General features: G+C 52.6%; 10 protein-coding genes. All 10 read left to right on the plus strand.

What is annotated here, in order from left to right:
• Positions 1 to 107: 107 nt before the first annotated feature.
• Complete coding sequence (locus tag H8S80_RS06135) at positions 108 to 1,613, plus strand: complex I subunit 5 family protein (RefSeq protein ID WP_243010354.1); 1,506 nt, start codon at positions 108 to 110, stop codon at positions 1,611 to 1,613.
• A 13-nt stretch (positions 1,614 to 1,626) separates the two neighbouring features.
• Positions 1,627 to 3,162 carry a complex I subunit 5 family protein gene (locus H8S80_RS06140; protein WP_117632177.1) on the plus strand — a complete coding sequence of 512 codons (1,536 nt, stop codon included), beginning with the start codon at positions 1,627 to 1,629 and terminating at the stop codon, positions 3,160 to 3,162.
• A complete protein-coding gene (locus tag H8S80_RS06145) occupies positions 3,159 to 5,255 on the plus strand; it encodes a complex I subunit 5 family protein (RefSeq protein ID WP_117632179.1) in 2,097 nt (698 codons plus the stop codon). Before H8S80_RS06140 ends, H8S80_RS06145 begins: the two co-directional genes overlap by 4 nt.
• 273 nt (positions 5,256 to 5,528) lie before the next feature.
• The gene (locus H8S80_RS06150; RefSeq protein WP_117632181.1) at positions 5,529 to 6,026 is read left to right on the plus strand and encodes a GNAT family N-acetyltransferase; all 498 of its coding nucleotides are present in this window, start codon (positions 5,529 to 5,531) and stop codon (positions 6,024 to 6,026) included.
• Positions 6,023 to 6,367, plus strand: a complete 345-nt coding sequence (locus H8S80_RS06155; RefSeq protein ID WP_025530385.1) for an arsenate reductase family protein — start codon at positions 6,023 to 6,025, stop codon at positions 6,365 to 6,367. The genes H8S80_RS06150 and H8S80_RS06155 overlap by 4 nt, the downstream gene beginning before the upstream one ends.
• A gap of 66 nt (positions 6,368 to 6,433) precedes the next feature.
• Positions 6,434 to 7,231 (plus strand): hypothetical protein, encoded by a 798-nt coding sequence (locus tag H8S80_RS06160; protein WP_243007906.1) that lies wholly within the window; start codon positions 6,434 to 6,436, stop codon positions 7,229 to 7,231.
• Between the two features lie 164 nt (positions 7,232 to 7,395).
• Complete coding sequence (galE, locus tag H8S80_RS06165; RefSeq protein ID WP_002604318.1) at positions 7,396 to 8,415, plus strand: UDP-glucose 4-epimerase GalE; 1,020 nt, start codon at positions 7,396 to 7,398, stop codon at positions 8,413 to 8,415.
• Between the two features lie 332 nt (positions 8,416 to 8,747).
• Entirely contained in the window at positions 8,748 to 10,094 is a 1,347-nt protein-coding gene (locus H8S80_RS06170) for a putative DNA modification/repair radical SAM protein (RefSeq protein ID WP_110323431.1), read from the plus strand.
• 5 nt (positions 10,095 to 10,099) lie between these two features.
• Positions 10,100 to 10,879 (plus strand): TIGR03915 family putative DNA repair protein, encoded by a 780-nt coding sequence (locus tag H8S80_RS06175; protein ID WP_117632185.1) that lies wholly within the window; start codon positions 10,100 to 10,102, stop codon positions 10,877 to 10,879.
• Between the two features lie 108 nt (positions 10,880 to 10,987).
• On the plus strand, positions 10,988 to 11,917 hold the full coding sequence (locus H8S80_RS06180; RefSeq protein ID WP_002604315.1) for an alpha/beta fold hydrolase: 930 nt from the start codon (positions 10,988 to 10,990) through the stop codon (positions 11,915 to 11,917).
• Positions 11,918 to 11,975 lie beyond the last annotated feature (58 nt).

Consider the following 11,975-nt stretch of genomic DNA (forward strand, 5'->3'; position numbering starts at 1 on the left):
TTACGCTGGCGTAAGTGTGTACCGAAGGCTATTTCGGGAATTTACGACTGTGGAGTGTAAAGGAACTTGTGAGTAAGTTTCCTTATGTTTTGAGTGGCAGAAACCTTATGTACCAAGAGATGGATCAAAACGTGATATTGCTGCTTCCGGTTCTCATTCCGATTGCGGCAGGAATCCTGCTTCTGACGGTGAAACGGCTCAGAAGCAGCCGGAAAGCGATGCTGTGCCTGGTCGTGGCTGCGCTGACGGCGGGAGCACTGTGCGCCTTTGCCGCGGTGGCGTCGGGAGGCGGGCTTACGCTCTGGAAGCTGACTGACACCATTACCATTGAATTCCGGGTGGATGGGATCAGCAGGCTTTTTGCCGTGCTGACGGCGGTGGTCTGGCTTCTGGTAGGGATCTATTCCATAACCTATATGACCCATGAACGGGATGAACACCGGTTCTTTGGGTTTTACTTAATCGTCCTCGGAGTGCTGATCGGACTGGATTTTTCCGCCAATCTGGTGACCATGTACGTCTTTTACGAATTGATGACGCTGACATCGCTTCCCCTCGTTCTCCACGAGCTCACAAAGGATGCGGTTATGGCGGGACTCAAATACTTATTTTACTCTGTGGCGGGCGCTTTCCTGGCGTTGTTTGGGATCCTCTTTCTGGCCAGCATCTCCAGTACTCTGGCGTTTACTCCGGGAGGTGTGCTGGGAGGTGTGTCCCTTGATGGGAAGGAAGGAATCCTGCTGGCGGCGGTGTGCTGCATGCTGCTGGGCTTTGGAACGAAGGCCGGTATGTTTCCCATGCACGGATGGCTGCCCACAGCTCATCCGGTTGCTCCCGCGCCGGCCAGTGCCGTGCTGTCGGGCCTGATTACGAAATCGGGCGTACTGGCGGTAATCCGGGTGGTCTATTATATCGTCGGGCCGGAGCTTCTCCGCGGAACCTGGGTACAGACCATGTGGATTCTCCTGTCCCTGCTCACCGTATTTATGGGCTCTATGCTGGCTTATAAGGAACCGGTCTTAAAGAAACGGCTGGCGTATTCGACGGTCAGCCAGGTCTCCTATATACTGTTCGGGCTGAGTCTTTTGGAGCCGACGGCATTTGTGGGGGCCTTATCCCATGTGGTGTTCCATTCCATGATCAAGAACGGACTCTTCCTGGCGGCCGGCGCCATCATATTTAAAACCGGATGGACCAGAGTGGAAGAGATGCGCGGTCTCGGCCGGGGGATGCCGGTGATGCTGGGCGGCTATACGGTTCTGTCCCTGGCGCTGATCGGAATTCCGCCCTGCAGCGGCTTTGTGAGCAAATGGTATCTGGCGTGCGGGGCTCTTGCCTCCGGAACGGGAGTGTGGACGATCGCGGGACCGGCCGTGCTGCTGATCAGTGCGCTGCTCACTGCCGGTTATCTGCTTCCTCTCACCATCCATGGGTTCTTCCCGGGGGAAGACTTTGATGAGAGCGGATTAAAGGCAAGAGGGCTTATAGGGCGGGAACCGTCGCTCTGCATGATGGTACCGATACTGATATTTACGGCGGGGGCCCTGCTTTTCGGCTGCTTCCCGGGCCGGTTCCTGGCTATGCTGGAATCCATTGCCGCGGCCGTACTTTGACGGAGGAATGCGTATGAACGGAATCTTACTGGCGGTGCCGGCGCTCCTTCCGATCGTGGGAGGTACGGCGATTCTCGCCTCCGGATACGGGGCCGAGGATGATAGCACATACAGGCATCTGGAAATTGTCGTGGAAGGACTGGTGCTTTTAAACAGCCTGCTGGTGGCCCTGCTGATCGCCGGCAGAAGCGGCATGGATAATGGTCTGGTGCTCTTTAAGCTCTACGGGAATCTGACGGTCCGGTTTAAGCTGGACCGCATGGGCTCGGTATTTGCGGGCCTGGTGGCGTTTCTGTGGCCTCTGGCAACGCTTTATTCATTTGAATATATGAGGCATGAAAAGAGGCGGGCCTCCTTTTTTGCCTATTATCTGATGACGTATGGGGTGACGATCGGAATTGCGTTCTCAGGCAACTTAGTCACCATGTATCTGTTTTATGAGCTGCTGACGCTGGTCACCTTCCCTCTGGTGCTCCATCCCATGACAAAGGAAGCCATGCGTGCGAGCCGCAAATACCTCTATTATTCCATCGGTGGAGCGGCGTTCGCCTTTATTGGCCTGATTTTCGTGCTGAAATATTCAGCCACGGGAACCACGGAATTTGTTCCGGGCGGCGTCCTGTCCCTGACTGCGGCTGAAGGCGACCGTGGAACGCTGCTGTTCGTCTATATCCTTGCGTTCTTCGGCTTCGGTGTCAAGGCGGCCGTATTTCCATGCCACGGCTGGCTTCCGAAGGCCACCGTGGCGCCTACGCCGGTGACGGCCCTGCTGCACGCGGTGGCTGTGGTGAAATCCGGTGCGTTTGCCATACTGCGATTCACTTATTTCAGCTATGGAACGGAGTTCCTGCGGGGAAGCGCGGCACAGTGGGTGGTTATGGCCGCAGCCATGGTGACGATTATCTTCGGCTCTACCATGGCAGTCAAGGAGATTCACTGGAAACGCCGTCTGGCGTATTCCACGATCAGCAATCTGTCGTATATTCTGCTGGGAGCGTCGATGATGAGTCCTCTGGGGCTGGCGGCCGCCTTAAGCCACATGGTCTTTCACGCATTTATGAAGATCTGTTCCTTCTTCTGCGCGGGAGCTGTGATGCATCAGACCGGAAAGACATACGTCTATGAAGTGGACGGCCTGGCGAAGAAGATGCCGCTGACGTTCGGCTGTCTGACTGTGGCCAGCCTTTCCCTCATGGGGATCCCTCTGTTTGCCGGTTTTATCAGCAAATGGAACATTGCGGAAGCGGCCTTCGCCTGCGGCAGTCTCGCTCTGGCAGGCGGCAGCAGAATGGGAATTCTCCCGTATCTGGGAACGGCTGTGATCCTTTATTCGGCCCTGATGACCGGTGTCTATATGCTTACTGTGCTGGTGCGGGCGTATTTTCCAAAGGCTGCGGCCGCCGCCGCGGTAAAAGAGGAACCGTACACCGATCCCAACTGGATGATGATGGTGCCGCTTCTGATCTTCGCGGCTGCAGTGCTGGTGTTTGGCCTGTATTCCGGGCCTCTGATGGAGTTGCTTACGGCGATAGGAGGTGAGGCCGGATGAAGACCCTGTTTGATGTAGCGATACCCGGATTCTGTGGGCTGGGACTGCATTTTAAGCTGGACGGCTTCCGTCTGGTCTATTCCTGTATCGCCGTATTGATGTGGGCCGCCAGCGGTGCATTTTCCCTGGAATACATGGCTCACTATGAGAAACGCCGGAAATACTACGTTTTTTTATGGGTGACATTTTTTGCTACCGTGGGAGTGTTTCTGTCTGCGGATTTGTATACCACCTTTATTTTCTTCGAAATCATGTCCTTTACTTCGTATGTCTGGGTGGCATTCGACGAGAAGAAGGAGAGCCTTAAGGCGGCGGAAACCTATCTGGCTGTGGCGGTCATCGGCGGCCTTGCCATGCTCATGGGGCTGTTCCTTCTCTATGACCTGACGGGGACCCTGGATATGGATCTGATCGGTCCGGCGGCGCGGGCAGCCCTGGAGAACGGCGGCGGTTACCTTTCGCCTGCCGCACAGCTTTATACTGCGGGGGGACTGCTTCTATTCGGTTTTGGAGCCAAGGCGGGCTGCTTTCCACTCCATATCTGGCTTCCCAAGGCCCATCCGGTGGCACCGGCACCGGCCAGCGCGCTGTTGTCTGGAATACTGACGAAGGCCGGCGTATTCGGAATCATTGTGATTACCGGGGGCCTGTTCTTTTCCGATGGAAACTGGGGGCTTCTCCTCACCGTGCTGGGGCTTGTGACCATGCTTCTGGGCGCGCTTCTGGCGCTGCTGTCCGTTAATTTAAAGAGGACGCTGGCGTGTTCGTCCATCTCTCAGATCGGATTCATTTTAACGGGAATCGGTATGGCAGTTCTTCTTTCCAGCGTGGGAGAAGAAAATGGTCTGGCGGTGTGGGGCACATTTCTTCACATGGTCAATCATTCGCTGTTCAAACTGGTGCTCTTTCTCTGCGCCGGGGCGGTGTATATGAATCTGCATAAGCTGAATTTAAATGATATCCGCGGTTTCGGCAGGAAGAAGCCGGCACTTGGCTTCTGTTTCCTCATGGGAAGCCTGGGGATCGGCGGAATCCCGCTGTGGAGCGGTTATGTGAGCAAGACGCTGCTCCATGAGAGCATGGTGGAGTATGCGAAGGCCGTGGGAGAGGGGGCCGCCGTTTTGGTGAATCCGGGAATGGCTTCTGCCTCCGCCGGAATACCTGGCATCGTCACATCGCTTCTGCTGAATCCGGGAATCTGGAAAGCGGCGGAATGGGTGTTTCTTCTGACGGGAGGAATGACCGTGGCCTATATGCTGAAGCTGTTTATCGCCCTTTTTGTGGAAAAACATCCGACCGAGCAGGCGAAGTACGACGCGATGTCCACCTCCTGCATGAAGCCTCTCAGCCGTTTCGTGCTGGTTGGCTGTTCGGCGCTCATTCCGCTTCTGGGCATGACACCGCATCTGTCCATGGACCGGATCGCTAGAGCAGGCGAACCCTTTTTCCAGGGAGATGAGATGCTTCATTCCGTGGCTTATTTTTCTCTGGGAAATCTAAAGGGCGGAGTCATTTCCATCGGAATAGGCGTCGTGCTCTATGTCCTCGTCGTACGTTTGCTTCTGATGAAAAAGGACGAACGAGGCACAGCGATTTATGCAGACCGCCTGCCGTCCTGGCTGGATCTGGAGAATCTGGTCTACCGGCCGCTTCTTCTGCATATTTTGCCTGGAATCTGCGGCACGGTATGCGCCTTGATCGACCGGTATCTGGTCTCCGCGGTGGTGACTGTATTTCTGGCGGTGTCCTCCGTAGTCTGCCGGGCCATGGATTCATTCGTCGACGGCCTGATTCTCCTTGCGAGAAAGACGACTCACCGACAGCTTCCGGGAACCGTAAAAATAAGGGAAAATGACAGACTCGCCTACATCCTTGGAGGTATGGCGGATGAAATCGCGGCATGGAAAGGCAGGAAGGGCAGGAAAATCAAAACGGACCGCACGTCTGCGATTCCACGTTTTATAGAGGCGGAGGAGGAGCTGAAACGGACCGGAAAGCTGGTCGAAGAAAGCTTTTCCTTTGGCCTGATGCTGTTCTGTATCGGGCTCTGCCTGACACTGGGATATTTACTGGCAGTCTTCCTTATGGGATAGACTGCCGGGAACCGGAAGCCTCAAAATAGAATGTTCCCGCCGGCTTGACTGAACCGCTTCTGCGGAGGTTCAAAGCGGCGGGGATTTTTATGTTTATGATGCTGATGAAGCTGGAACGAAATGGAGCACCGGGCTTTTGGAGGCAGAACAGCAGGAGAATGCCAGGCTATGCGGGAAATGCTGGATGAGGTCTTTCGCAATTTTTGTGTTTATGGTATGATGAATGCTTAAATACGAAACACTGGAGATACAGGATGGAGGAAAAGGAAATTGATGATAGAGACAGAACGGCTTCAGCTGATTCCGCTGACGCCGGATCAATTAAGGCTTTGGGTTACTGATATGGCAGAACTGGAGTCGGAACTCGGTGTTGTCTATGATGCTGAGCCGATGGAAGGTATTTTCCTGAAAATTGTGGAAGGGCAGTGCGGGATAACCGAGAAGGATGAGGCGCATTACGTATACCACACCTTCTGGTTCCTGGTGCGCAGGGAAGACCGTGTGGTCGTAGGATCCGCAGATTTTAAAAACGTACCGGATCCGGAAGGCCAGGTGGAGATCGGTTACGGCCTGGGACTGAAATATGAACACAAGGGTTATATGACGGAGGCGGCCGAAGCCATGTGCCGGTGGGCGCTGGAGCAGGAAGAGGTGCGCGCAGTGATCGCGGAGACCGAGCCGGACGGACTGGCCTCTATACGTGTACTGGGCAGATGCGGCTTTAAGAGGTGGAAGACAGAGGAAAATTTGTGGTGGAGGCTTGACGGATGAACATACAGATATTCGGAAAAAAGAAGTGTTTTGATACGAAGAAGGCGGAGCGGTATTTTAAGGAACGGAATATCCGCGTTCAGATGATCGATATGGCGGAAAAGGGCATGAGCAAAGGAGAGTTTACCAATGTGAAGCAGGCGGTTGGAGGTGTGGAAGCGCTGATCGACGAAAACTGCAAAGACAAGGATCTGCTGGCTCTCTTAAAGTATCTGTCACCTGAGGACCGGGAGGAAAAGCTTCTGCTAAATCCCCAGGTTATAAAGACTCCTGTGGTTCGGAATGGGAAAAAGGCGACTGTGGGATACCGCCCGGAGATATGGAAAGAATGGGACGAGTAGTCCGTTCTTCAGGTACGATACAAGGCGTATTTACGCCCTGGGAAAGTGAGGAAGTGTATGACAGGTATGAACAGGCCTAGGACGGCCCTTATAGCCGCGGCTCTTGTGTGCGTTCTTGCGTCAGGCGGCTGCGCCTCCGGACACGCGGCACAGGAGAATGGAACAACGGGAGGACAGACGGCCCCGACTTCTGCGAAAAGCAGCCAGGAGGTGAATGCGGAGACAACCTCATCCGGCATTCAGGAAGAGACCTCTCCGTCAGACAAAGAGATGTCGGCAGAACCGGTGAATCATGTAAATGGCAGCAGCGAAAATGGTGCCGCGGAGGCTGAAAGCCGGACGTCACTGGACCCTCTGAAGCTGCAGGAAACCGTCTTAAAAGGGATGGTCTGGACTGCATCGGAGAAGCGGATGGTCTATAATACGGCTGATAATTCGTTTGCGTGGTGGTGTCTCTACGGCATCGCGGGGACCGGAGCAGCGCAGGGAGAGCCGGAAGTTTCCGTGAAGACGGGAAAGCTGAAGGAGTATATGTCCGTACTTTTTGAAGGAAAAAAAGAGCTGCCTGCCATACCGGAATCCATGGCCGGATTTATCGTGCCCGACGAAAAGGATGACGCTGTCATATTTCACATAGAAGGAGCATTTGACGGCAGCTTTACTTTTTCGGAGCCGGAACCTGTCGATGAGGACCATGTGAAGATTACGGGAACATGGAACACAGAGGAAACAGATCCGCCGGCTATCCAGTTTTATCTGGTAAACAGAGCAGGGGACGATTATCCCTACACGGTCCAGTATATGGAGATGGAGGGATACGTCTGCAATGATATCCTGGAAGGAGACCGCGTCTTCGAGCCATAAAGACAGCAGTACCGCGGGCGGCAGTCTTCCGGCCGGGAGACTGCCGCACACGTTTGCATTTTAAAAATAGAAAAAATCTATAGGTTTTTCAAAGAAATCTGCATTGTTATTCCAGTTCAGACTGCTATAATAACCGTAGACAATTTTAGAAGGAGGACATGACAATGGCAATTTTAGTTACTGGCGGAGCCGGATACATCGGAAGCCACACCTGCGTGGAGCTTTTAAAGGCGGGCTATGAGGTGGTAGTAGTGGATAATCTCTGTAATTCCTGTGAGGAATCCATGGAACGTGTACAGGAGATTACGGGAAAGACGCTTGCATTCTACGAGGCTGATCTGCTGGATAAAGCAGCGTTAAGCCGTATTTTTAAGGAGCAGAAGATCGACGCGGTGATCCATTTCGCAGGCCTTAAGGCGGTGGGAGAATCTGTTTACAAACCGCTGGAATACTATCACAACAATATTACCGGTACACTCGTGCTCTGTGACGTCATGCGCGAACATGGCGTAAAAAGCATTGTATTCAGTTCCTCCGCGACCGTATATGGCGATCCTGCATTTGTTCCGATCACGGAAGAGTGCCCGAAGGGAGAGATCACCAATCCATATGGCCGGACAAAGGGAATGCTGGAGCAGATTCTGACCGATTTACATACGGCCGATCCGGAGTGGAATGTCATGCTTCTGCGCTATTTCAATCCGATTGGAGCTCATGAATCGGGAAGAATCGGTGAGAACCCGAAGGGAATTCCGAACAATCTGCTTCCATATATCACCCAGGTTGCAGTCGGCAAGCTGGAATCTCTTGGTGTCTTCGGAAATGATTACGATACCCCGGATGGAACGTGTGTCAGGGATTATATTCACGTTGTGGATCTGGCGGATGGCCACGTCAAGGCGCTTAAGAAGATGGAAGGCGAAAAGGGCGGCGTATTGATCTACAACCTGGGAACCGGCTGCGGATACAGCGTTCTCGACGTTATTCATGCCTTTGAGGAAGCCAATGATTTAAAGGTTCCTTACGAGTTCAAGCCGAGGAGAGCGGGCGATGTACCTCAGTGCTACGCCGATCCGGCAAAGGCAGAACGTGAGCTGGGCTGGAAGGCGGAACGCGATTTAAAGGACATGTGCCGTGATTCCTGGAACTGGCAGAAGAATAATCCGGAAGGATATGCGGAATAAAAGGAAATACTGTGATGTTATGAAGTAATGGAAAATACAACCGCTTATGCGGTGTGGACGGCTCTCCAGCGCTGGATTTCAGGCGCCGGAGGAAGCCGTTTTTTTGTTTTTTGTAACGGGATAGAAAGCGATACGAAGATAGAAAATAAAGACAAAAGTAGAACATAGAGCACATATAAATAATGATTCGTACAAATGATCTGTATAACGCCGTTTCCCAAAATCTCCTGAGCCTGTTTAAATTATTGCCCGAACATATATTCGAAAATACTTGATATATTCTTTACAGTATGCTAAAATAAAAGAAAAAGAACACATGTTCGAGGTGACCTATGCTGATTCAGGAAGATTTAAGTATACAGGAAAAACTGGAGATCCTTTCCGACGCTGCCAAATACGATGTGGCCTGCACCTCCAGCGGCGTTGACAGAAAAGGTAAAGCAGGGATGCTTGGCAACACGGTTGCAGCCGGACTCTGCCACAGCTTTGCGGGAGATGGAAGATGCATCTCTCTTTTGAAGATTCTCTTCACCAACCAGTGCATCTATGACTGCAAGTATTGCATCAACCGCTGTTCCAATGACGTGGTAAGGACCGCATTTACACCGGATGAGGTCTGCACGCTGACCATGGAGTTTTACAGGCGGAATTATATTGAGGGGCTGTTTTTAAGCTCCGGAATTTTATACAGCGCGGATTACACCATGGATCTGATCTACCAGACCTTAAAGAAGCTGAGAGAGGTATACCGCTTTAATGGCTATATCCACGTAAAGGCAATTCCGGGGGCCGACCCGGTTTTAATTGAAAAAGTAGGATTTCTGGCAGACCGAATGAGCATAAATCTGGAACTGCCGACCGCGGATGGCTTAAAAAAGCTGGCTCCCGGAAAGAGCAGAAGCAAGATACTGACTCCCATGAGACAGATTCAGCGTGGCATAACCGCGAATAAATTCGAGCTGATGGAATATAAAAGGACGCCCTCCTTCGTGCCTGCGGGACAGAGTACACAGATGATTGTGGGCGCGACGCCGGAAAATGATTATCAGATGATGATGGTGGCGGAGGCGCTGTACCAGAACTATGATTTAAAGCGGGTTTTCTATTCCGCCTTCGTCCCGGTCAACGAGGATTCCAGCCTTCCGGCGCTTCCGGGCGGGCCGCCGCTACTGCGGGAACACCGGCTCTATCAGGCGGACTGGCTCCTGCGGTTTTACGGCTTTAAGGCATCGGAGCTTTTGACAGAGGACCGGCCGAATTTCAATGTGTTTCTGGATCCCAAGTGTGACTGGGCGCTCCGCCATTTGGAACTGTTTCCGGTAGAGATCAACCGTGCCGATTACTATACGCTTTTGCGGGTTCCGGGAATGGGAGTGAAATCCGTAAAACGAATCATCGCGGCCAGAAGGCAGGGCCTGCTGGACTTCGAATCCTTAAAGAAGATGGGGGTCGTACTGAAGAGAGCCATGTATTTTATTACGTGTTCCGGCCGGATGATGTATCCGACCAGGATGGATGAGGATTATATCACCAGCCACTTAGTCGGGGATGAGCGCCGTGCAGTATGGGATATCAGCCAGCAGGGGGCCTACCGCCAGCTGTCGCTGTTCGATGATATGAAGCTTAATATGGCCCCGGCCCCGGCGGACCGGTATTCAGTAGTAACAGGGAGTATGTGAGTGATATGACGGTTTATACGTGTAAAGATAGCTTTGAAGGGATTTTAACCGGTGTGTATGACGCATGGATGAGCCGGAAGGGCCATTCCAATGTGAGACTGGAGACCGCGGGCCAATACAGCACCATGGAATTATTCTGCGATTACATTGATGTTATACCCGACGAGGAAAAGGTGGAAAAGGTGATCCAATCGGTGCGGACCAGAATATCGGAAGCAGCGTATGAAGCCATCTACAAGGCCTCCTTAAGCCGAAACGGAGAGAAGGCGGATCATATCTACCGTTTCCTGATCCGGGGGTTCCAGAAGGGAGCAGGCATCACCCAGAGCCTTCAGCTGCCCGAGGTATTCCAGATATTCGATATGTGCAGGAATCTCGACAACGAGGCGCATCTGGAGACGGAGTTTCTGCGGTTTATCCAGATGGATGAGGACATGCTGGTCAGCCGGATTGGCCCGAAGAATGATGTGCTGGTGTTAATCGCCCCTCATTTTGCAGACCGCATGCCGGCGGAGAACTGGATTATCTACGACGAGAAAAGGAAGAAGGCCGCCCTTCATCAGGCCGGACGGCCGTGGTTTCTTATGGATCTGGATTCCAGAGAGTGGGAGGAAAAGCTTCATAAGGCGACAGAAGACGACGAATACCGGGAACTGTGGAAGGCATTAAGGAGGAGCATTACTATAAAAGAGCGGTGGAACCCGGTGTGCCAGAGGACTCATATGCCGCTGAGGTACAGGGCGTATATGCCGGAATTTGACCAGGGCTTAAAGGATCAGCGCTGATTACAGTCCGAAAGACCGGATGAAGTCTTTCACGAACTTTACATTTATGGTATACTTCTCCTATACGACAGAATGATTCTGTTCATGTTTCAGAGAGGAGTCACTTTCATGATAAAACGAAGAGAGTTCAGAGTTCCTTCCAGCGATGGAAAATCAGGACTGCATACCGTTTTGTGGGAACCGGATGGAGAGGTGAGACAGCTTCTTTTGATTTCTCACGGAATGACGGAGCATATCCTTCGGTACGATCCATTCGCCCGCTTCCTGGCAGAACAGGGAATTGCGGTGATCGGCCATGATCATCTCGGCCATGGAGGAACGGTGCAGAATGGGCGGTATGGCTACTTTGCCGATAAGGTCGGCCATGTCTGCGTTATCAGGGATTTACATAGGACAGCCAGCCGCATCCGCGTCATGTACCCGGGGCGTCCGCTGTATATGCTGGGGCACAGCATGGGATCCTTTTTCCTCAGACGGTATCTTACACTGTATGGGGAAGAACTGGCAGGTGCGATCATTATGGGAACGGGAGATCAGGCGATGCCGATTGTGATCGCAGGCAAACTGATTGCCGCCTCCATCGGCCTGATCCGGGGAAAAGAGTATCAGAGCAAATGGATGCACCAGCTGGTTTTGGGGAATTACAACCGTTCTTTTATGCCGTCCAGAACAGACAATGACTGGCTCTCCAAGAACTGTGAATCTGTGGATCAGTACTGCGGTGACCCGTTCTGTAATTTTAAGTTCACCGCTTCGGCGTACTGTGATTTCTTCAATATTATGCTGGATTTAAAGCTGCACCGCCAGGAGGACCGGATTCCCAGATCCCTGCCGCTCTTTATTCTGTCAGGGGCACAGGATCCGGTCGGTGAATTCGGGAGAGGCGTCAGACGCGTGTTCCGCAGGTATAAGAAGATCGGCATGACGGATACCGAGATGATTCTCTACCCGGATGACCGCCATGAGCTGTTGAACGAGACAGATAAAGAAGCGGTCTGGCATGATATTCTAAGCTGGATTACGTATCATGAGCTTTGACAGAGACTGGCAGGCAGTTTAAAAACTGCTTGCCAGGCAATCTAAAATCCTGTATGAT

It is taken from the genome of Hungatella sp. L36 (assembly GCF_014288035.1).

Excerpts from the sequence above, each read along its gene's own strand:
- H8S80_RS06135 (WP_243010354.1), top strand. The coding sequence starts at position 108 with ATGTACCAAGAGATGGATCAAAACGTGATATTGCTGCTTCCGGTTCTC.
- H8S80_RS06140 (WP_117632177.1), top strand. The coding sequence starts at position 1,627 with ATGAACGGAATCTTACTGGCGGTGCCGGCGCTCCTTCCGATCGTGGGA.
- H8S80_RS06145 (WP_117632179.1), top strand. The coding sequence starts at position 3,159 with ATGAAGACCCTGTTTGATGTAGCGATACCCGGATTCTGTGGGCTGGGA.
- H8S80_RS06150 (WP_117632181.1), top strand. The coding sequence starts at position 5,529 with ATGATAGAGACAGAACGGCTTCAGCTGATTCCGCTGACGCCGGATCAA.
- H8S80_RS06155 (WP_025530385.1), top strand. The coding sequence starts at position 6,023 with ATGAACATACAGATATTCGGAAAAAAGAAGTGTTTTGATACGAAGAAG.
- H8S80_RS06160 (WP_243007906.1), top strand. The coding sequence starts at position 6,434 with ATGAACAGGCCTAGGACGGCCCTTATAGCCGCGGCTCTTGTGTGCGTT.
- galE (WP_002604318.1), top strand. The coding sequence starts at position 7,396 with ATGGCAATTTTAGTTACTGGCGGAGCCGGATACATCGGAAGCCACACC.
- H8S80_RS06170 (WP_110323431.1), top strand. The coding sequence starts at position 8,748 with ATGCTGATTCAGGAAGATTTAAGTATACAGGAAAAACTGGAGATCCTT.
- H8S80_RS06175 (WP_117632185.1), top strand. The coding sequence starts at position 10,100 with ATGACGGTTTATACGTGTAAAGATAGCTTTGAAGGGATTTTAACCGGT.
- H8S80_RS06180 (WP_002604315.1), top strand. The coding sequence starts at position 10,988 with ATGATAAAACGAAGAGAGTTCAGAGTTCCTTCCAGCGATGGAAAATCA.